General features: G+C 53.8%; 20 protein-coding genes, 1 rRNA gene and 1 other annotated feature. Of the genes, 13 read left to right on the top strand and 8 right to left on the bottom strand.

The window, feature by feature from the left end; genetic code table 11:
* The first annotated feature begins 154 nt into the window (after window positions 1–154).
* Both gshA and luxS read left to right on the top strand, forming a co-directional pair.
* Window positions 155–1,756: a glutamate--cysteine ligase gene (gshA, locus tag GS12_RS13525; protein WP_034947959.1), complete on the top strand. Its 1,602-nt coding sequence runs from the start codon at window positions 155–157 to the stop codon at window positions 1,754–1,756.
* Window positions 1,757–1,908: 152 nt separating this feature from the next.
* Entirely contained in the window at window positions 1,909–2,424 is a 516-nt protein-coding gene (gene luxS / locus GS12_RS13520; RefSeq protein ID WP_034916528.1) for an S-ribosylhomocysteine lyase, read from the top strand.
* A 40-nt stretch (window positions 2,425–2,464) separates the two neighbouring features.
* On the opposite strand, the gene GS12_RS13515 is transcribed toward luxS, so the two are convergent.
* Both GS12_RS13515 and GS12_RS13510 read right to left on the bottom strand, forming a co-directional pair.
* Entirely contained in the window at window positions 2,465–3,751 is a 1,287-nt protein-coding gene (locus GS12_RS13515; protein WP_034916527.1) for an HlyC/CorC family transporter, read from the bottom strand.
* A 25-nt stretch (window positions 3,752–3,776) separates the two neighbouring features.
* The gene (locus GS12_RS13510; RefSeq protein WP_034916525.1) at window positions 3,777–4,568 is read right to left on the bottom strand and encodes a cytochrome C assembly family protein; all 792 of its coding nucleotides are present in this window, start codon (window positions 4,566–4,568) and stop codon (window positions 3,777–3,779) included.
* Between the two features lie 192 nt (window positions 4,569–4,760).
* Here GS12_RS13510 and ffh point away from each other — a divergent pair, with 192 nt between their 5' ends.
* From ffh to rplS, 5 genes are all read left to right on the top strand, one after another.
* On the top strand, window positions 4,761–6,122 hold the full coding sequence (gene ffh / locus GS12_RS13505) for a signal recognition particle protein (protein WP_034916523.1): 1,362 nt from the start codon (window positions 4,761–4,763) through the stop codon (window positions 6,120–6,122).
* 135 nt (window positions 6,123–6,257) lie between these two features.
* Window positions 6,258–6,506, top strand: a complete 249-nt coding sequence (rpsP, locus tag GS12_RS13500; protein ID WP_034916521.1) for a 30S ribosomal protein S16 — start codon at window positions 6,258–6,260, stop codon at window positions 6,504–6,506.
* Window positions 6,507–6,524: 18 nt separating this feature from the next.
* The gene (rimM, locus tag GS12_RS13495; protein WP_034916519.1) at window positions 6,525–7,073 is read left to right on the top strand and encodes a ribosome maturation factor RimM; all 549 of its coding nucleotides are present in this window, start codon (window positions 6,525–6,527) and stop codon (window positions 7,071–7,073) included.
* A gap of 35 nt (window positions 7,074–7,108) precedes the next feature.
* Window positions 7,109–7,891, top strand: coding sequence for a tRNA (guanosine(37)-N1)-methyltransferase TrmD (trmD, locus tag GS12_RS13490; protein ID WP_052118457.1), 783 nt, complete (start codon window positions 7,109–7,111; stop codon window positions 7,889–7,891).
* A gap of 32 nt (window positions 7,892–7,923) precedes the next feature.
* A complete protein-coding gene (gene rplS, locus GS12_RS13485) occupies window positions 7,924–8,271 on the top strand; it encodes a 50S ribosomal protein L19 (protein WP_034916518.1) in 348 nt (115 codons plus the stop codon).
* Between the two features lie 128 nt (window positions 8,272–8,399).
* On the opposite strand, the gene GS12_RS13480 is transcribed toward rplS, so the two are convergent.
* Window positions 8,400–8,918, bottom strand: a complete 519-nt coding sequence (locus tag GS12_RS13480) for a GNAT family N-acetyltransferase (protein WP_034916516.1) — start codon at window positions 8,916–8,918, stop codon at window positions 8,400–8,402.
* 355 nt (window positions 8,919–9,273) lie between these two features.
* On the opposite strand from GS12_RS13480, the gene GS12_RS13475 reads away from it, so the two are divergent.
* On the top strand, window positions 9,274–10,344 hold the full coding sequence (locus GS12_RS13475) for a 3-deoxy-7-phosphoheptulonate synthase (RefSeq protein ID WP_034916514.1): 1,071 nt from the start codon (window positions 9,274–9,276) through the stop codon (window positions 10,342–10,344).
* A 2-nt stretch (window positions 10,345–10,346) separates the two neighbouring features.
* The gene (gene tyrA, locus GS12_RS13470; protein ID WP_034947892.1) at window positions 10,347–11,468 is read left to right on the top strand and encodes a bifunctional chorismate mutase/prephenate dehydrogenase; all 1,122 of its coding nucleotides are present in this window, start codon (window positions 10,347–10,349) and stop codon (window positions 11,466–11,468) included.
* A 6-nt stretch (window positions 11,469–11,474) separates the two neighbouring features.
* Here the strand turns inward: tyrA and GS12_RS13465 are convergent, their stop codons facing one another.
* The 5 genes from GS12_RS13465 to bamD form a co-directional block, all read right to left on the bottom strand.
* On the bottom strand, window positions 11,475–12,215 hold the full coding sequence (locus GS12_RS13465; RefSeq protein WP_034947890.1) for a substrate-binding domain-containing protein: 741 nt from the start codon (window positions 12,213–12,215) through the stop codon (window positions 11,475–11,477).
* Window positions 12,208–13,266: an ABC transporter substrate-binding protein gene (locus GS12_RS13460; RefSeq protein WP_034947887.1), complete on the bottom strand. Its 1,059-nt coding sequence runs from the start codon at window positions 13,264–13,266 to the stop codon at window positions 12,208–12,210. Before GS12_RS13460 ends, GS12_RS13465 begins: the two co-directional genes overlap by 8 nt.
* A gap of 107 nt (window positions 13,267–13,373) precedes the next feature.
* A complete protein-coding gene (gene pheA / locus GS12_RS13455) occupies window positions 13,374–14,534 on the bottom strand; it encodes a bifunctional chorismate mutase/prephenate dehydratase (protein WP_034947885.1) in 1,161 nt (386 codons plus the stop codon).
* Between the two features lie 20 nt (window positions 14,535–14,554).
* Window positions 14,555–14,680: a sequence feature (Phe leader region), on the bottom strand.
* A 92-nt stretch (window positions 14,681–14,772) separates the two neighbouring features.
* Window positions 14,773–15,105: a ribosome-associated translation inhibitor RaiA gene (gene raiA / locus GS12_RS13450; protein WP_034916506.1), complete on the bottom strand. Its 333-nt coding sequence runs from the start codon at window positions 15,103–15,105 to the stop codon at window positions 14,773–14,775.
* Window positions 15,106–15,371: 266 nt separating this feature from the next.
* Window positions 15,372–16,103 carry an outer membrane protein assembly factor BamD gene (gene bamD, locus GS12_RS13445; protein WP_034916504.1) on the bottom strand — a complete coding sequence of 244 codons (732 nt, stop codon included), beginning with the start codon at window positions 16,101–16,103 and terminating at the stop codon, window positions 15,372–15,374.
* 129 nt (window positions 16,104–16,232) lie between these two features.
* On the opposite strand from bamD, the gene rluD reads away from it, so the two are divergent.
* The 4 genes from rluD to GS12_RS13425 form a co-directional block, all read left to right on the top strand.
* Window positions 16,233–17,210, top strand: coding sequence for a 23S rRNA pseudouridine(1911/1915/1917) synthase RluD (gene rluD, locus GS12_RS13440; protein ID WP_034916503.1), 978 nt, complete (start codon window positions 16,233–16,235; stop codon window positions 17,208–17,210).
* On the top strand, window positions 17,210–17,935 hold the full coding sequence (gene yfiH, locus GS12_RS13435; protein WP_034947882.1) for a purine nucleoside phosphorylase YfiH: 726 nt from the start codon (window positions 17,210–17,212) through the stop codon (window positions 17,933–17,935). Before rluD ends, yfiH begins: the two co-directional genes overlap by 1 nt.
* Window positions 17,936–18,059: 124 nt before the next feature.
* Window positions 18,060–20,633, top strand: a complete 2,574-nt coding sequence (gene clpB / locus GS12_RS13430; protein WP_034947879.1) for an ATP-dependent chaperone ClpB — start codon at window positions 18,060–18,062, stop codon at window positions 20,631–20,633.
* A gap of 454 nt (window positions 20,634–21,087) precedes the next feature.
* Window positions 21,088–21,234: ribosomal RNA gene (locus tag GS12_RS13425) — 16S ribosomal RNA — on the top strand; the annotation flags it as partial.

Raw genomic sequence — 21,234 nt, 5'->3', positions numbered from 1 at the left:
CACGCCCGGCTTTCTGACTCATATTATCATTGCCCGCTCTCTGCCGCAGATGGCGGGAGCGATGGCACAACACAGCAACAGCTTAATGGCTGATACATTTATGGCATGGAAAAGCGGCAATGATTCGCGAATAATCGGCGCTGCGATTAACATTATGCTTAACAATAATAAATCAATCTCCGAGCGGGAGGTCAATTTGATCCCGGACGTATCACAAGCGCTATCCTGGCTGGAAGCGCATCCTGACGCATTAAAAGGTATTGGTCGCGGCATTGAGCGCGAAACCCTGCGCGTCAGACCCGATGGCCATCTGGCCACGACCGGGCACCCTGAGTCACTTGGTTCTGCGTTAACGCACAAGTGGATCACCACCGATTTTGCTGAAACGCTGCTGGAGTTTATTACGCCGGTAAATGACGATATCGATCGTTTGCTGGTTTTTTTACGCGATATTCATCGTCACACGGCGCGCGAGCTGGGCGAAGAGTATATGTGGCCAATGAGTATGCCGTGCATGATTGAAGACAGTGCGACTATTCAACTGGCACAATACGGCAAATCGAATATCGGCCGGATGAAAACGCTCTATCGCGAAGGCTTAAAGAATCGCTATGGCGCGCTGATGCAGGTTATATCCGGTGTGCATTATAACTTTTCTCTTCCGCTAACGTTCTGGCAGGCCTGGGCCGGCGTGAAAGATGAAAAAAGCGGTCAGGAAGCGATCTCAGACGGCTATTTGCGCCTGATCCGTAACTACTATCGGTTCGGCTGGATTATTCCCTATTTATTTGGCGCGTCGCCTGCCATCTGTTCCTCTTTTTTACAGGGAAAAGAGACCAGACTGCCTTTCGAACGCACCGAAAATGGCACAATGTATCTGCCGTGGGCAACCTCGCTGCGCCTGAGCGATCTGGGCTATACCAACAAGTCGCAAAGCGGCCTTGGTATCACCTTTAACAGCTTGGCGGGCTATGTGGAAGCCCTGAAGGCGGCAATAAAAACGCCGTCGGAAGAGTATGCCCGCATGGGAACCAAAGATGCGCAGGGCAACTGGCTCCAGCTTAATACCAACGTTTTGCAGATTGAAAATGAACTGTATGCGCCGATTCGCCCTAAGCGCGTCACCCGCTCTGGTGAAAATCCTTCCGATGCGCTGCTGCGCGGCGGCATTGAGTATATTGAAGTGCGCTCTCTGGATATTAACCCGTTCTCAGCAACGGGCGTGGATGCCAACCAGGTTCGTTTTCTCGATCTGTTCCTGATTTGGTGCGCACTGGCGGAGGCGCCGGAGATGAGCAGCGAAGAACTGCTCTGTACCCGCGCAAACTGGAACCGCGTGATTCTGGAAGGACGCAAGCCGGGTCTGCTGCTGGGCGTTGGCTGCGGTGAAGCGCAGACGCTGCTGGCAGATACTGGCAAGCTGCTGTTTAAGGATCTGCGTCGCGTGGCTGAAACGCTCGACGGTCAGCAGGGCGAACGTCACTATCAGGACGTGTGCGATCGGCTGGTCGCTTCGTTTGACGATCCGGAGTTAACCTACTCGGCGCGCATTCTGGCGCAGATGAAAGAGCATGGTCTCTGCGGAACCGGCCTGGCGCTGGCGGAGCAATATCGGCATCAGCTTACGGAAGAATCGCTGGAGATCCTCAATGAACCACAGCTCATGCAGGAAGCCGTACGCTCGAAGGTTAATCAGCAGGAAATTGAAGAGAGTGATACGCTTAGTTTTGAAGATTTTCTGAAGAGCCGAAGCTGAAAAGAAAAAGGCCACGTCACTGTGGCCCAAGTAACATCTCTGTGTTGTCAGGGATGATGATAACAAAATGCGCGTCTTTCATTAATTCAGACCGGCCACCACAGAAAAAGTTTCACCGACGTACAAATAAATTCTTAAGTTGAGGTAATCATATGCCATTGCTGGATAGCTTTACCGTTGATCATACAATCATGGCAGCGCCTGCTGTGCGCGTTGCCAAGACCATGAAAACGCCTCATGGCGACACGCTGACCGTGTTCGACCTGCGCTTCTGCAAACCCAATAAAGAAGTGATGCCCGAGCGGGGAATTCACACGCTTGAGCACCTGTTTGCCGGCTTCATGCGTAATCACCTGAACGGCGACGGCGTTGAAATTATTGATATTTCCCCAATGGGATGCCGCACCGGCTTTTATATGAGCCTGATTGGCACGCCTGACGAAGCGCGCGTGGCGAAAGCGTGGAAAGAAGCCATGCAGGACGTGTTGAAAGTGAGCGATCAGAACAAGATCCCGGAACTGAACGAGTATCAGTGCGGTACGTATCAGATGCATTCGCTGGATGAAGCGCAGGATATCGCGCGTCATATTATTGGTAATGATATTCGTGTCAATCGTAACGATGAGCTGGCGCTACCGCAGGAAAAATTGCAAGAGCTGCACATTTAGTCGATGCCACAGCGGGCGGCGCGTTCGCCCGCTATATCCTTTATGAACCCACTGAATCCTTCAGCGAGGTCTGCGGCGTAATTCTCACCTGTTTAATCATGTTTTCCTGCACGGCGAGAATATCTACCGCGTAATGACCAATACGCACGGTGGTATCCGGCAGCGGAATATCTTCTAATACTTCCAGTATCATGCCGTTAACCGTACGCGCTTCTTCTTCCGGCAGCGTCCAGTTGAAGGCTTTATTCAGCTCGCGTACGTTGGCGCTCCCCTCAATCAATACCGAACCATCGTTCTGCGGCATAACTTCTTCTGCCAGCGTGGGCGACATGGAGGTAGTGAAATCGCCAACGATCTCCTCAAGGATGTCGTCGATGGTCACCAGGCCTTTGATATCGCCATATTCATCAACGACCAGTCCCACCTTTTTCTTATTGCGCTGAAATTTTACCAGTTGCACATTCAGCGGCGTGCCCTCCGGCACGTAATAAATTTCATCGGCCGCGCGCAGCATCACCTCTTTGGTAAACTCTTTCTTTTCAGTCATCAGGCGATAAGCTTCACGCACGCGCAGCATACTGATGGCGTCGTCAAGCGAGTCGCGGTGCAAAACGATGCGCCCGTGCGGAGAGTGGGTGAGCTGGCGGACAATAGATTTCCAGTCATCGTTGATGTTGATGCCGACAATTTCATTGCGCGGCACCATGATGTCGTCAACGTTGACCTTTTCCAAATCCAATACCGAGAGCAGCATATCCTGATTGCGGCGCGACATCAGCGAACGCGACTCATAAACGATGGTGCGTAATTCTTCTTTACTGAGCGCCGCACTGATTGCGCCTTCGGTTTTAATACCAACCATCCGCATCAGCATGCGCGCGATGGTATTCAGCAGCCAAACCAGCGGCATCATCACGATCTGCAATGGCCCAAGCAGAAAGCTGCTGGGATAGGCAACCTTTTCCGGGTAGAGCGCGGCGATGGTTTTAGGCAATACCTCGGCGAAAACCAGTACGGCAAAGGTCAGGATGCCGGTGGCAATCGCCACGCCCGCATTGCCATACAGACGGATACCCACAATGGTAGCCAGCGAGGAGGCGAGAATATTGACAAGGTTGTTGCCGATCAGCACCAGGCTGATCAGCCGATCGGGGCGACGTAGCAGTTTTTCTACGCGACGGGCGGCGCGATTGCCGTTTTTCGCCAGGTGGCGCAGCTTGTAGCGATTCAGCGTCATCATACTGGTTTCTGAACCGGCGAACCAGGCGGAAACAATAATCATGATGAACAGGGTGATGATCAGGGCAGTGGTTGAAACATGTTCCAACGAGGAGGTTCCTTGTAGTCAGGGATCAGGAGGTCAGGAAATGTTGCAGCGTCCGGCTGCCAAAGTAGGCCATGGTCAGCAAAAACGCGCCGCCACAGTTGAACCAGACCACGCGGCGTCCACGCCAGCCTTCGTGATAGTGTCCCCACAACAGAACAATATAGACAAACCAGGCGAGAATAGACAAAACCGCCTTATCAACGTTTTCGCGAGTGAAGAGATCCTGCATATAAAACAGGCCGGTGCAGAGCACCAGCGTCAGCAGCACCACGCCAACCTGGGTAATGTGGAACATCTTGCGCTCAATGGTCATCAGCGGAGGAATATCGCTGCTGAACGCCAGCTTTTTATGTTTGAGAAGATAGTCAATCCACGCCAGCTGAAGCGCATAGAGCGCTGCAATAATCAGCGTTGCATAGGCAAACAGCGCCAGCCCAATATGCACCATCATGCCCGGTGCCGTTTCAAGATGCGTGATGAACGCATTGGGCACAAAGGTGGCAAACGCCAGATTGATCAAGGCAAAACTGTAAACGATTGGCAACAGTATCCAACCGCGGTTGCGCGACGCCACAATGGTCATAATGATGCAAATCAGCAGGCTCACCAGCGAGCCGATATTCAGCAGGCTGAGGTTTTGTCCGCTGTCCATGGCAAAGATGCGCTGTTGCAGCGCCACGGCGTGACAGACAAGCGCGATAATCGCAGAAAGGATAGCCAGACGACGCCACGCGCTCTGTTTGCGCAGCAGGCTGGGAATAATCAGAGCAAGGCTGAAAGAGTAGGCGAACAGCGCCAGAATCGCAAAAACAGACATATAGGTGTCAGTACCGCCGGTCCGGGAAAAGAGCAGTATAGCGCCAGCGACGCCTGGCTCCAAACGATCTCAGCGGGGTTTCAGGTTTGTGCAAGGTTCGCTTTCAATTGCGGGTCACAAGCCAGGCTGCTTCTGTTATAATCCGCGCCATTGTGTCGCCTGGCGACCTCTCATTACGCAGAGCGAGAGACGATGTTTGATAATTTAACTGACAGACTGTCGAAAACCCTCCGAAACGTCAGCGGTCGCGGACGGCTGACCGAAGACAATATCAAAGACACCCTGCGCGAAGTGCGCATGGCGCTGCTCGAAGCGGATGTCGCGCTGCCGGTGGTGCGCGATTTTATTGGCCGCGTGAAAGATCGTGCGGTCGGGCAGGACGTTAATAAAAGCCTGACGCCGGGTCAGGAGTTCATCAAGATCGTGCAGAGCGAGCTGGTCGCGGCGATGGGCGCGGAAAACAATACGCTCAATCTTGCTGCCCAACCGCCCGCCGTGGTGCTGATGGCGGGCCTGCAAGGCGCCGGCAAAACCACCAGCGTCGCCAAGCTTGGTAAATTCCTGCGTGAAAAGCATAAGAAAAAGGTGCTGGTGGTGTCTGCCGACGTCTACCGTCCGGCGGCCATCCGGCAGCTTGAAACGCTTGCAGAGCAGGTCAGCGTCGATTTTTGTCCGTCCGATCTCAGTCAGAAGCCGGTTGATATTGTTAAAAACGCATTACAGCAGGCGAAGCTGAAGTTTTATGACGTGCTGCTGGTGGATACTGCCGGTCGTCTGCACGTTGACGAAGCGATGATGGACGAAATCAAGCAGGTTCATGCCGCCATCAATCCGGTTGAAACGCTGTTTGTGGTCGATGCCATGACCGGTCAGGACGCCGCCAACACGGCGAAGGCGTTTAATGAAGCGCTGCCGTTGACCGGCGTGGTGCTGACCAAGGTGGACGGCGATGCGCGCGGCGGTGCGGCGCTCTCCATTCGTCACATTACCGGCAAGCCTATCAAATTTATGGGCGTCGGCGAGAAGACCGAAGCGCTGGAGCCGTTCTATCCTGACCGTATCGCCTCACGCATTTTAGGCATGGGCGATATGCTGTCGCTGATTGAGGATATCGAAAGCAAAGTCGATCGCGCTCAGGCTGAAAAACTGGCCGGCAAGCTGAAAAAAGGCGACGGCTTCGATCTCAATGACTTCCTGGACCAGCTCAAGCAGATGCGCAACATGGGCGGCATGGCCAGCCTGATGGGCAAGCTGCCCGGCATGGGACAGATACCGGACAACGTGAAGTCACAGATGGACGATAAGGTGCTGGTGCGCATGGAAGCGATGATCAACTCCATGACCCGCAAAGAGCGCGAAAAGCCTGAAATTATTAAAGGTTCCCGCAAGCGCCGCATTGCGACCGGTTCCGGTTTACAGGTGCAGGATGTTAACCGCCTGCTCAAGCAGTTTGACGACATGCAACGCATGATGAAGAAGATGAAAAAGGGCGGCATGGCGAAGATGATGCGCGGCATGAAGGGTATGATGCCGCCTGGCTTCCCGGGTCGTTAAGTCAGCCGAAAAGGTTCAGGGCGAATTAGATTGCTTTTTACGCCAAAATGAGTAAAATTTTCGGGCTTTTTATATTGCATCCGGGCCCCGTTCCCTCAATGGGGCCCGGTTGTTTTATTAACTAAAGAGGATGTTATGGTAACAATTCGTTTGGCACGTCACGGCGCTAAAAAGCGTCCGTTTTATCAGGTAGTCGTTACTGACAGCCGTAATGCACGTAACGGTCGCTTTATCGAGCGCGTAGGTTTCTTCAACCCGATCGCATCAGGTCAGGCTGAATCACTGCGTCTGGATCTGGATCGCATCGAGCACTGGGTTGGCCAGGGCGCTACTCTCTCTGATCGCGTTGGCGCGCTGATCAAAGAAGCTAAGAAAGCAGCTTAATCTGTCACGGTGGTGAAAATGAGCAAGCAACTCGCCGCGCAGCCCCCTGCTAACCCTATTACCGTAGGGAAGATGGGATCGGCCTACGGCATCCGTGGTTGGCTCAAAGTGTTTTCCTCCACCGAAGATGCCGAAAGCATTTTTGACTATCAGCCGTGGTTTATTCAACGCGCAGGTCAATGGCAGCTTGTCGAGCTGGAAGGCTGGAAGCGCCACAATCAGGATCTGATCATCAAGGTCAAAGGCTTTGACGATCGCGAAGTTGCCGGTCTGCTGACTAATTGCGAAATTGTCGTGGATTCTGAGCAGCTGCCTGAGCTGGAAAGCGGTGATTATTACTGGAAAGACCTTATCGGTTGCCAGGTCATCACCACTGAAGGCTACAATCTGGGGAAAATCACTGAGCTGATGGAAACCGGTTCGAACGACGTCCTCGTCGTAAAGGCAAACCTGAAGGATGCATTTGGTGCGAAGGAGCGGCTGGTTCCGTTCCTTGATGGACAGGTTATCAAGAATGTCGATCTCACTACTCGCATCGTTGAAGTAGATTGGGATCCTGGTTTTTGAGCTCCGAACTGAGCGGTACGGCACCGGCAAAATCGATGTGGATTGGCATTATCAGCCTTTTCCCGGAGATGTTTCGCGCTGTTACCGATTACGGAGTCACCGGCCGGGCAGTAAAAAATGGCCTGCTCAGCATTCAGAGCTGGAGTCCTCGTGACTTCACTCATGATCGGCACCGCACCGTGGACGAACGTCCTTATGGCGGCGGGCCGGGAATGCTAATGATGGTGCAGCCTTTACGGGACGCCATCCACGCAGCAAAAGCGGCGGCAGGAGAAGGCGCGAAGGTGATTTATCTGTCACCTCAGGGTCGCAGGCTCGATCAGTCGGGCGTGTGCGAACTGGCGACCAGCGAGAAGTTAATTCTTGTTTGTGGTCGCTATGAAGGGATTGACGAGCGCGTAATCAAAACCGAAGTCGATGAAGAATGGTCGATTGGTGATTACGTTCTCAGTGGTGGCGAGCTGCCAGCAATGACGTTGATTGACTCTGTCGCCCGGTTTATACCTGGCGTGCTGGGCAAACAGGCGTCGGCCGAAGAGGATTCATTCTCCGAGGGGTTGCTGGATTGTCCGCACTACACCCGACCTGAAGTGTTAGAGGGGATGGAAGTACCGCCAGTTCTGCTGTCGGGCAACCATGCTGAAATTCGCCGGTGGCGTCTGAAACAGTCGCTGGGCCGCACCTGGCTTAGAAGACCTGAACTTCTGGAAAACCTGGCTCTGACTGAAGAGCAAGCAAGGTTGCTGAAAGAGTTCCAGCAGGAATGTAAACAGCAACATAACGATGATGGGCACGATGGCTACGGCCGCGGCGCCTGAATATCAGTTTACCCAGGATAAGAGATTAAATTATGAGCAACATTATCAAGCAAATTGAACAAGAGCAGATGAAGCAGGACGTACCTTCCTTCCGCCCGGGTGATACCCTGGAAGTGAAAGTATGGGTCGTTGAAGGCTCCAAGAAACGTCTGCAGGCATTCGAGGGCGTGGTTATCGCTATTCGTAACCGCGGTCTGCACTCTGCATTCACTGTTCGTAAAATTTCTAACGGCGAAGGCGTTGAGCGTGTATTCCAGACTCACTCTCCGGTAATCGACAGCATTACTGTGAAACGTCGTGGTGCCGTGCGTAAAGCCAAACTGTACTACCTGCGTGAGCGTACCGGTAAGTCTGCTCGTATCAAAGAGCGTCTTAACTAAGGTTTCGCTAACGCGACATCTGAAAGTTAATAGCATGAGGGCTGACCGCAGGGTCAGCCCTTTTTTTTAAGTTACAGGTCACGCCATTTTTGCAACGGCAGAGCGAGAGCAGTTTACGAAGGCTGCGTTTACCGTTCAGGACGCAGGAAATGGTAAACGGCGGTATTGACCGGCCCGCTGTCTAACACCACCAGTCCGTACAGAATACCCATAAACTTCGCGCCGCTTCGCACCGCAACGCCACGGCTGGCAACGTTATCCTCTGCCGCCAGAATTTCGACGGTGTCACGGTTCGGCGTTTGCCAGGCCAGCGCGACCAGCCGTCGCACCGCTTCGCTGGCAATCCCTTTCCGTTGTTCACTGCTGCGCACCCAGTAGCCAATAGAGCAGAGATGAGGTTCTTCGGGCGAAAAGCGCAGCCCCGCGCCGCCCAGCAGACGGCCGTCCTTCGCGAACAGCCCAAGCTCGTCCGCGCTGCCTTTTTCGCGCATCAGTCGGGTCACGGCAAACCAGCAGCGAGCTTCCTGCTCGGTGAAATCAGCATGTGCCCAGGTCATCCAGGGAGTAAGGGTATCTAACGATTCGTGGACTGCGTGGGTAAAGGCTGTTGCGTCTTCCTCACGGTAAGGACGAAGCACTATTTCCATATTATCTCTCCGGACAATCTTTACGCTGGGTTACCTTGATTTATATCGGGATTTTACGAGATGTTCAATTGCGCGAAGTTACCTTATGACGTAAACCCAATCCGTTTATATCAGAGGAAAATGGCGCTTGCGCATCACAAGAAAATCTCTACTGTAATATTATATTTACACTTGGTGCGCGCCTCGACTTTGCTCTAAAAGTTAATAACTTGATTTATATAGTGTATTTTTAGGCTATCAATGGTGGTAATAATATATGTACACGGTAGCCTTGAGTATTGTACGCATTATGATACATTACTCCTCATCTTAACCAAGACTGAAACGAGCATAATGAGAGCTAAGGGATACGACCATGCAAAAAGATGCGCTGAATAACGTACATATCGCTGATGAACAAATCTTAATCACGCCGGAAGAGCTGAAAAAGCAGTTTCCGCTCAACGCTGCCTTAGAGCAGCAGGTTGCTGCTTCCCGTGAGACGATTTCCAATATCATCAGTGGTAAAGATCCGCGCCTGCTTATTGTCTGTGGCCCTTGCTCGATTCATGACACCGAAGCCGCTCTGGACTATGCCCGCCACCTGAAAACGCTCTCAGAACAGCTGAAGGATCGGCTGTATATCGTTATGCGCGTCTATTTTGAGAAACCCCGCACCACCGTTGGCTGGAAAGGTCTGATCAACGATCCGCATATGGATAACTCGTTCGATATGGAAGCAGGGCTGCATATTGCCCGTCGTTTGTTGCTCGATCTGGTTGCAATGGGCCTGCCGCTGGCGACCGAAGCGCTCGATCCCAATAGCCCGCAATACCTGGGCGATCTGTTCAGCTGGTCAGCAATCGGCGCCAGAACCACGGAATCGCAGACGCACCGGGAAATGGCCTCGGGTCTCTCTATGCCTGTCGGTTTCAAAAACGGCACCGATGGCAGCCTGGCAACGGCCATCAATGCCATGCGCGCCGCCGCCATGCCTCACCGGTTTGTGGGTATTAACCAGGGCGGTCAGGTTTGTCTGCTGCAAACGCAGGGCAACCCGGATGGTCATGTGATCCTGCGCGGTGGAAAAAATCCGAACTATGGCCCGGAAGATGTGGCGCAGTGTGAAAAAGAGATGCGCCAGGCAGGACTCCGTCCGTCACTGATGATAGATTGCAGCCATGGTAATTCGAACAAAGACTATCGCCGCCAGCCTGGCGTTGCTGAATCTGCCATTGCGCAGATCAAAGACGGCAACCGTTCAATTATCGGCCTGATGCTGGAAAGCCATCTGAACGAGGGCAACCAGTCTTCCGAGCAGCCAAAGCGCGAGATGCGCTACGGCGTTTCCGTCACCGATGCCTGCATCAACTGGGAAACGACCGAAACGCTGCTGCGTGAAATACATCAGGATCTGGACGGCGTACTGGCTTCACGTAAGGACTGATTATGGTGGCTGAACTGACCGCATTGCGCGATCAAATTGATGAAGTGGATAAAGCGCTGCTCGACCTTCTGGCGCGGCGTCTGAATCTGGTTGCTGAAGTTGGCGAGGTTAAAAGCCGTTACGGGCTGCCGATCTACGTGCCCGAGCGCGAAGCCTCGATGTTGGCCTCGCGGCGCGAAGAAGCAGAGCAGCTGGGCGTTCCGCCCGACCTGATCGAAGACGTTTTGCGCCGGGTAATGCGCGAATCCTATTCCAGCGAAAACGACAAGGGCTTTAAAACGCTTTGCCCGACGCTGCGGCCGATAGTAATTGTTGGCGGTAAGGGGCAGATGGGGCGCCTGTTCGAAAAAATGCTTACGCTTTCCGGCTATCAGGTGAAGATCCTCGATAAAGAGGAGTGGCCTGAGGCGGAGAGCCTGCTCTCCGATGCCGGAATGGTCATTGTCAGCGTGCCGATCCACCTGACTGAAAAGGTGATAAGGGAGCTGCCTCCACTGCCGGAAGACTGCATTCTGGTTGACATTGCATCGGTGAAAAATTCGCCGCTTCAGGCGATGCTGGCGGCGCATCACGGCCCGGTACTGGGCCTGCATCCGATGTTTGGGCCGGACAGCGGCAGCCTGGCGAAACAGGTGGTGGTGTGGTGCGACGGGCGTCAACCGGAAGCCTATCAGTGGTTTCTTGAGCAGATTCAGGTTTGGGGTGCGCGGCTGCATCGCATCAGCGCGGTGGAGCACGATCAAAATATGGCGTTTATTCAGGCGCTTCGCCATTTTGCCACCTTCGCTTACGGCCTGCATCTTGCTGAAGAAAACGTCCAGCTTGAGCAACTGCTGGCGCTCTCTTCTCCAATTTATCGGCTGGAGCTGGCGATGGTGGGGCGGCTGTTTGCGCAGGACCCGCAGTTGTACGCGGACATCATTATGTCTTCTGAAAGCAATCTGGCGCTCATTAAGCGTTACTACCAGCGTTTTGGTGAAGCCATTGCCTTGTTGGAACAGGGCGATAAACAGGCCTTTATCGACAGCTTTCGTAAAGTGGAGCACTGGTTTGGCGATTATGCTGAGCGTTTCATGTTAGAGAGCCGCGCCCTGCTGCGACAGGCCAACGACAGTCGTCGTTAATCTGATTCATAAGGCCAACGGATGGCCTTTCCTTATCTGATCAAAACCGCTTGCCTGTAAAATTTCCTGTGCGCGAGGCGATAACAAAAAATTCGCCAGCGGTCGGGCTTTCGCTTCGCACATCGCGAACGCATAATCTGCGCGGATCTGCCACGATTCAGGAAGGTCAACGAGGGCAAACGCCCGATCTTGTTCTACCCGCTGCGCATAGCTTCGATAGCCAATAAATATATCCGCCTGGCCAGTTTTGAGCAGCCAGCAACCGGCCACCTCGTCGGGCGGAACCGGGGAACTCTGTGCACCGCCGACCAGTTGCAATGCACGCTTTTTCAGCCCGTTTCCCACCTCAGGATGCTGCTGCTCAATGCGGTCGAAAAGCTGCCAGGTGTAGTCACCGGAGGGATCGCTGAGCGGCGTGGAGGTTGCAATACGCAGGTTCGGATCGCTCAGCAGATCCAGCGGTGATCGCGCCTTCAGGTGCGGCAGCAGCGTGAGGCAAAGCCGGTTACTGGTAAAAACGCTGACGCTCAGTGCGTTGCCCTCCTGAAGCAGCGTGTGCGGATGAGCAACATTGGCGGAAGCGAAAAGATCGCAGCGTTCTCCCTGTTCAAAGCGCTGCCGCAACAGCCCCGCCGGGCCAAACAGCGTCTCAACGGTCAGCGGAGGATGCTGTTTTTCGAATGCGTCTACCAGAACGGGCCAGACCAGCCGCAAGCTTCCGGCAGCCAGCACGCGGATCTTATTCATTTGCTCCCCCGACATAGTGCGTGCGGTAAAACTGCTGATACCACGCATCAGCTTTTTTCTGCATATCGATATCGCTGAATTTTTCAGGATACAGCTTTTTCGCCATCCACAGTTCGCCAAGGGCCATTGCTTCCGGCATCGGATAACCCCATGCCTTGGCATATTCAGGCATCAGGTAAACGCGATGGTGCTGCACGGCGTCTACGGCCTGCCAGGCGGGCTGCTGATTAATTTCGGCGATGACCTGCGGGTAGCGATCCTGTACAAATATTACCTGAGGATCCCAGGCAAGGATCTGTTCCATCGACACCTGCTTAAAGCCTTTTACCGTTGCCGCCGCGACGTTGAGCGCGCCCGCATGCGCCATCATCAGGCCCGTGTATTTACCTGAGCCGTAGGTGGTAAGATCGGGATTTGCCATATATGCCCGAACGCGCTGTGCGTCAGGCAGCGACTTCAGACGCGCTTCGGTAAGTGCGCGCTGCCGAAACGTTGCCTCAATCAGCGTTTCTGCCTGCTTCTGATGATTCACGACGTTGCCTATCAGACGAATGCCCTCTTTCAGCCCCTGGTTGTAGGCCTGCTCTTCGCTAATCAGATCGGGGTTGAGTTTGTTCTGCTGTTCTTTATCACCGGCACGCAGGGAAATGGCAATCACCGCGATGCCCAGATGCTGGATCTGATCGATCATCGCCTGCGGCGCATAATTGGTGACGAAAACCACCTGTGGATGCAGCGCAACCAGCTTTTCCAGGTCGACGTGGGTGAGGTCACCGAGCGTAGGGATGTTGTTGAGTTGAGGAACCAGGCGCGCATAGCCCTCGCCCAATTGCTGTTTCCAGTTAGCCATAACGCCCACCATCGTATCAGTGGCATCAAGCTGTACCAGTAAATTCAGGGTCTGATGCTGAAGGACAACCACGCGATCCACGCGATCGGGAACGGTAACCTGCCGGCCAAGCTGGTCAGTCACCTGCCGGTCGGCGTGGGCGGCAAAAGGAAGGAGTAAAGCAAAGAGAGCAGACGAGCACACCCTGGAAAAAACGCGCATAGAGAACCTCTGAAATATCGTTATATACCTTATGATATAACGATGGCGTTTCCATGGGAATGACTCTCAAGAGGTAGATGACGCCCGGCCGTCTGCCGGGCGCGGGACTACTCCGGTATTACCGGCACAATATTTTCGCTGGGATAGCAGCCCAGCACTTTCAGTGAACGCGTAATAGGCATCAACTCGTGCAGCGCCTGCTCAACCTCTTCGGCGCGAAGATTGCCCTGAAAATCAATATAAAACATCTCTTCCCAGGGATTGCCGTTAATGGGACGCGATTCCAGTTTGCTCATTACCAGATTGTGCTTACGCAGCACCAACAGCGCTTCCACCAGCGCGCCAGCCTGCTGGCCGGTTGCCATAATCAGCGTAGTTTTAGCCGGCACCTGAAGCGTCACCTCCACCGCTTTGCGGGCAAGAATGATGAAACGGGTGATGTTTTGCTGCTGATTCGCCAGGTTACGTTCAAGAACCTGTAATCCATACAGCGCGCCGCCTGCTTCGCTTCCCAGCGCGGCAGCTTCCGGTGAATCGAGCGCGGCTACTTTCTCCATTGCTGCCGCGGTACTTTCGGTGTACTCGATTTTCCAGTGCGGATAGCGCTGGAGGAAGTGGCTGCACTGCTGAAAAGGCTGCGGATGGCTGTAAACCGTTTTAATTTTTTGCAGATCGGTGGTGCCGGTCACCAGCACGCAGTGATCGATGGGCAGCGTCATTTCGCCAACAATAGAGAGGCTGGTTTGCTGCAACAGATCGTAAACGTCATTGATGGAGCCGGAGCTGGTGTTTTCAATCGGCACCACCGCATAGTCTGCCTGCCCGCTTTCAACCTGTTGAAAAATCTCATGGAACTTCTGACAGCCGCTTTCAATAAAATTGTCGAAATGACGGGCGGCGTAGCGGCGCGCTGCCAGATGTGAATAGGAGCCTTTTGGCCCTAAAAACGCAATACGGGCCGACTGAGCGCTGGTATTGTTGAGATGTTTTTGCAGCAGCGCCTGTTGAGTCAGCACGGAATCTTCAATAATAAGTTGAAAAACGCGGGTAATGAAATGGCCGTCCAGCTTGTGATTTTTCCCGGAGGCAATCAGGCGTTCAAGCAGGTCGCGCTCGCGATCGATATCGCGAATGGGACGGCGTGTGTTCATTTTAGTTTTAGCAACGTCGATCGCCAGTTCACGGCGGCGAGCAAGCAGACTCAACAGCTCTTCATCCAGCGCGGTGATTTTATCGCGCAGAGCCAGCAAGGGATTGTCAGTGGTCATAGTCTTTCCTGTCTGGTATGCAAAAAAAAACCTCCCTTTTCGGGAGGCTTTATTGTTCGTCTTCGCATGGCTTCTTACACGACGAATGGCCTCCCGATCGGGGGAAGGTAAAAAAGAATGCGAAGAAAAACGGGAATCTGGTCATCGTCATGTCCGGCATGGTCGAAAGGGTAAAGTAACCGCTGCAATTTATTTCTGTCAATAAAAAACGCGCCCTGAGGCGCGTCGTTTTGCCGTTCTACTCTTCATCAATGATGCTAAGGTCTTTCACACTGGCGTTCGCGCGGCGCGCTTCACCTTTGTGCTGAACTTTATTCAGCTGTCGCTCCAGCTTATTGATAAGTTCATTAATGGCGACATACATATCATCATGCTTGGCGCTGGCGACCAGCGGGCCATTCGGCGTATTGATTGTTGCATCGGCGACGAATTCCTTCGGCTCCTTTGAAAGAATGATATGCGGGTTAATCAGATGGGTTTGCCACTTTTCAAGCTTGGCAAGACGGTCTTCGACATGTTGGCGGATCGCCGGGGTGATCTCCATGTGCTTGCTGGTAATGTTCAGAACCATAGTACTTACCTCTCTGTCATTTCCGTCAAATGTAGATTTAGCATAACCCTAAAAAGCCCCTGGCAGGTGATTGAGATCGTGTTTTTTTGTCACTTTTTGTCAATCATGACAAATTTGTGAGACATCACGGTAAACCTGCAAAATGAGGTTGCTGCGAGCCAGTAAGATGGGCATTATTGATGAGATAATCCAGCGGGTTCGCGCAGAACTCCGGGCTTTAAGAATAAAAAAGGCAGCCCGCGGGCTGCCTTTTACGTCATTGAGAGTTACGCAGGATTGGCCGCGATAATCTTCGCGACTTTCTCCGCTTCTGCATTCAGTTGCAGATGACGATAGGCGTTTTCCATCAGCGGCAGCGCCGTACGCGTTGACTGCGTATCAGGATAGTCCTTCATCATTTGCTCTACGCGGTTAACAACAGCGACATACGCCTCGCGCTTAGTGTAGAATTGCGCCACGGATAGTTCATATTTAGCCAGACGATCTTTCAGATACACGAGACGCTTTCTGGCATCGGTCGCGTACTGGCTGTTTGGGTAACCCCGCAGCAGCTGAGAGAAGTCATGGAACGCGTCGCGCGCATGCGTGGGATCGCGGTCGGAGCGATCGATGCCGAAAAAGCCCTGCAATGCGCTGTCGTCAAGCGCCATGTCCGTCAGACCACGCATATAAATCACGTAATCAATATTCGGATGCGTTGGATTAAGACGCATAAAGCGGTCAATGGCGGCCTGCGCCAGCGGCAAATCGGCATTTTTGTAGTAAGCGTAGATCAGATCAAGCTGAACCTGCTGAGAGTAAGGCCCGAACGGATAGCGATTATCCAGCGCTTCCAGTTGCGTTATGGCGCCTTTAAAGTTACCGTCCTGGAGTTTTTGCTGGGCTGTAGCATAAATCTCGGAAGGCGGGTTGTCAGGCACCGTCTCTTTCGAGCCGGAACAACCCGCTAATACCAGGCTCAACGTGGCTGCAACCACCAGATATTTCATACGCGTCATGACGATTTGATTATCCTCAGAGTGTTATTCAGGAAGCTGTCCATTAAGCTCCCGATAGTGACCAGTACGATAGCACATTATATTAAACGGCATCGCCGTGAAAACCCAACGTTAACGAAGAAGCTGTTTATGGCACAACAAGTAAAACTCAACGCAACGGTCTCCGAATCGCAACTCGGACAACGCTTAGATCAGGCTTTGGCCGAATTGTTCCCTGACTATTCCCGATCTCGCATAAAAGAGTGGATTCTCGACCGTCGTATCGCTGTCAACGGCGTAATTATCGACAAACCCAAAGAAAAAGTACTGGGGGGCGAACAAATCACTCTTGATGCAGAAATCGAAGAAGACGCCCGCTGGGAGGCTCAAGACATTCCGCTCGATATCGTTTATGAAGATGACGATATTCTGGTGATCAATAAACCGCGCGATCTGGTTGTGCATCCCGGCGCCGGAAATCCCGATGGCACGGTGCTGAATGCGCTGCTGCATCACTATCCTGCCATTATGGATGTGCCTCGCGCCGGTATCGTACACCGTCTGGATAAGGACACAACCGGCCTGATGGTGGTCGCTAAAACGGTTCCTGCGCAGACGCATCTGGTGGAAACGCTTCAGTTGAGGGAGATAACCCGCGAGTATGAAGCCGTTGCCATTGGCCGCATGACCGCCGGCGGCACCGTGAACGAGCCCATCAGTCGTCATTCAACCAAACGTACGCACATGGCGGTGCATCCGATGGGCAAGCCGGCCACCACGCACTACCGCATCATGGAACACTTTCGTGCGCATACGCGTCTGCGCCTGCGTCTGGAAACCGGCCGTACGCACCAGATCCGCGTGCATATGTCACATATCAACCATCCGCTGGTTGGCGACCCGCTTTATGGCGGCCGCCCGCGTCCGCCGAAAGGCGCTTCCGACGCCTTCATCGCCACGCTGCGTCAGTTCGATCGTCAGGCGCTGCATGCGACTATGCTGCGCCTGTACCATCCTATCAGCGGTATCGAAATGGAGTGGCATGCGCCAATTCCACAGGATATGGTCGATCTGATCGCCGCATTAAAGGATGATACCGAACAGTTTAAAGATCAGATGGACTGGTGATGTCTTTGATTTTTCCTGACTGGCCCGCGCCCGCCAGCGTGCGTGCCTGTTCCACCACGCGCGCTGGCGGCATCAGTCAGGCGCCCTGGTCGTCGCTCAACGTTGGCGATCACGTGGGCGACAGCCCGCATGATGTGCAGATTAACCGCGAACGTCTGGCGACCGTCGCCGATCTTCCCGCCATGCCTGCGTGGCTGACCCAGGTTCACGGTACGCGCGTTTTGCGCCTGACGGGTGAGAGGCAGGAAGGGGAGGCGGATGCAGCCTGGAGCGATCGGCGCGGCATGGTCTGCGCGGCGATGACCGCTGACTGTTTGCCGGTGCTGTTTTGCTCGCAGGACGGCAAAGAGGTGGCGGCGGCGCACGCAGGCTGGCGCGGATTGTGCGCGGGCGTGCTTGAAAATACGATAGATGCCTTTACGTGTCCGCCGAAAGAGATTATCGCCTGGCTGGGGCCGGCTATTGGCCCGGATGCTTTCGAAGTCGGGCCTGAAGTCCGCGAGGCGTTTATGGCGCAGCATCGCCACGACGGCGTCGCTTTTCGCCCTTCAGGCCGCAAATATTTCGCCGATATCTGGCAGCTCGCACGCTTGCGTCTGGCGCGAAAAGGCGTCCGTGATATCTCTGGCGGCGGGCTGTGCACCTTCTCCGCAACTGAGCAATTTTTCTCCTTCCGACGCGATGGCGTCACCGGCCGTATGGTAAGTTTGATCTGGTTGGTGTAACCTGGCGCCCTAAGACGATCCATGCTGTTGTTTTTTTCGCCAAAATATTTGGGCCATTAACTTGAAAATTTGAGGGGTGACCTCATTTAATCTCCAGTAGCAATTTGGCCTGAATGGGGGAAATATGCGCCTGGATCGTCTTACTAACAAATTCCAGCTTGCTCTCGCCGACGCCCAGTCTTTAGCACTCGGGCGCGACAATCAATTTATCGAACCACTCCATCTGATGAGCGCCCTGCTCAATCAGGAGGGCGGTTCCGTTCGTCCTTTACTGACCGCCGCGAGCGTTAATGTTTCAACGCTGCAAAGCAGTGTAGAGCAGGCGATTGGACGGCTTCCGCAGGTCGAGGGCGCTGACGGAGACGTGCAGCCGTCGGCGGATCTTGTCCGTGTACTCAACCTGTGCGACAAGCTGGCGCAAAAACGCGCCGACAACTTTATTTCATCTGAACTGTTCGTATTAGCTGCACTGGACTCACGCGGTTCACTGGCTGATTTACTTAAATCTGCCGGCGCCAGCAGCGATAAATTATCGCAGGCCATTGAGCAAATGCGTGGAGGAGAGAACGTGAACGACCAGGGAGCTGAAGACCAGCGCCAGGCTTTGAAAAAATACACCATCGATCTGACCGAGCGCGCCGAGCAGGGCAAGCTCGATCCGGTTATCGGGCGCGATGAAGAGATCCGCCGGACAATTCAGGTGCTACAGCGCCGCACGAAAAATAATCCGGTGCTCATCGGCGAGCCCGGCGTGGGTAAAACCGCCATTGTCGAAGGGCTGGCGCAGCGCATTATTAATGGCGAAGTGCCGGAAGGGCTGAAGGGTCGCCGCGTACTGGCGCTGGATATGGGCGCGCTGGTGGCGGGTGCGAAATATCGCGGCGAATTCGAAGAGCGGCTGAAAGGCGTGCTTAACGATCTCGCCAAACACGAAGGCAACGTCATTCTTTTTATTGATGAATTGCATACCATGGTCGGCGCCGGTAAAGCGGATGGCGCTATGGACGCCGGTAACATGCTCAAACCCGCGCTGGCGCGTGGCGAACTGCACTGCGTCGGCGCGACCACGCTGGACGAGTACCGGCAGTATATCGAAAAGGACGCCGCACTGGAGCGTCGTTTCCAGAAGGTGTTTGTTGCCGAGCCGAGCGTTGAGGACACCATCGCGATTTTGCGCGGCCTGAAAGAGCGCTATGAGCTGCATCACCATGTGCAGATTACCGATCCGGCTATCGTCGCTGCCGCCACGCTCTCGCATCGTTATATTGCCGATCGGCAGCTTCCCGATAAAGCCATCGACCTGATTGACGAGGCCGCGTCCAGCATCCGTATGCAGATCGACTCCAAACCGGAATCGCTTGACCGCCTTGAGCGGCGTATTATTCAGCTCAAGCTGGAGCAGCAGGCGCTGAAAAAGGAATCTGACGATGCCAGCATCAAGCGCCTGGAGATGCTGGAGAATGAGCTGGGCCAAAAAGAGAGTGAATATTCCGAGCTTGAAGAGGAGTGGAAAGCGGAAAAAGCCTCTCTTTCAGGCACGCAAACCATAAAATCGCAGTTGGAGCAGGCAAAACTTTCAATGGAGCAGGCACGGCGCTCCGGCGATCTGGCGCAGATGTCAGAACTGCAATATGGCAAAATTCCCGAGCTTGAGAAGCAGCTCGCATCCGCTACGCAAGCAGAAGGCAAAACCATGCGGCTGTTGCGTAACCGGGTCACCGACGTAGAGATTGCGGACGTGCTGGCGCGCTGGACCGGCATTCCCGTTGACCGCATGATGGAAGGCGAGCGTGACAAACTGCTCCGCATGGAGCAGGAACTTCATCAGCGCGTAATCGGGCAGAACGAAGCGGTTGAGGCGGTTTCTAACGCAATTCGGCGCAGCCGCGCTGGCCTGGCCGACCCTAATCGTCCCATCGGCTCGTTCCTGTTCCTGGGGCCAACCGGCGTGGGTAAAACTGAGCTGTGTAAAGCGCTGGCAAACTTTATGTTCGACAGCGACGACGCGATGGTGCGCCTTGATATGTCGGAATTTATGGAAAAACATGCGGTGTCGCGTCTGGTCGGCGCACCGCCCGGCTATGTGGGTTACGAAGAGGGCGGCTATCTTACCGAAGCCGTACGACGCCGACCCTATTCGGTGATCCTGTTGGATGAAGTGGAAAAAGCACACCCGGATGTGTTCAATATTCTGCTTCAGGTACTGGATGACGGACGGCTCACCGACGGACAGGGCAGAACCGTCGACTTCCGTAATACGGTGGTGATCATGACGTCTAACCTTGGATCCGACCTGATTCAGGAGCGCTTTGGGGCGTTGAGCTACCCGGAAATGAAGGATATGGTGATGACCGTTGTCGGGCACCACTTCCGTCCGGAGTTTATTAACCGTATTGACGAGCTGGTGGTTTTCCATCCGCTGGGCGAACAGCATATTGCCTCTATTGCAAAAATTCAGCTTCAGCGGCTCTATGATCGTCTGGCCGACAAAGGCTATACATTACATATTACCGATGCCGCACTGCAATTACTGGGCGAGAATGGATACGATCCGGTATACGGCGCAAGGCCGCTCAAGCGTGCGATTCAGCAACAGATTGAAAATCCGCTGGCGCAGCAGATTCTTTCTGGTGAACTGGTGCCGGGCAAAACAATTGAAATGGATGTGAAAGAAGGTGTAATTGTTACGCACCAGTAAACATTTTTAGTGAACAAAGTGGGCCGAAAGGCCCATTTTTGTTGGTAAATTCTTCTGGAAACTCTGGATTCGCCTGTTTCAGCGCAAAAAATAAGCGTTCGGTATGTTTTTCTAAAATCAGCGCTTGCCTTCCCCGGACGCATCCCTATAATGCGCCTCCATCGAACGGCAGCAGGGCAGACGCCCGGCGCTGAATGATGAAGAGAAAATTCTGTAAAACAGGGTTGACTCTGTAAGAGGAAAGCGTAATATACGCCACCTCGCGAACCGCCGGTTAAGCCGCGTTCGCACTGCTCTTTAACAATTTATCAGACAATCTGTGTGGGCACTCGCAGGATTGATATCACAGCCTTCGGGCAGATGAACTATCAAGTCTTTGTTGAGTGAACACGTAATTCATTACGACGTTTTAATTCACAGAGCACCGCCATCCACGTGATGGCAAATCAGACTTTAATTGAAGAGTTTGATCATGGCTCAGATTGAACGCTGGCGGCAGGCCTAACACATGCAAGTCGAACGGTAGCACAGAGGAGCTTGCTCCTCGGGTGACGAGTGGCGGACGGGTGAGTAATGTCTGGGGATCTGCCCGGTAGAGGGG

Origin of the sequence: Erwinia oleae, assembly GCF_000770305.1 — a bacterium.
Taxonomy (GTDB): Bacteria; Pseudomonadota; Gammaproteobacteria; order Enterobacterales; family Enterobacteriaceae; genus Erwinia; species Erwinia oleae.
Note: the sequence above shows the minus strand (reverse complement) of the source record. Positions and strands in the feature narration are given on the sequence as shown.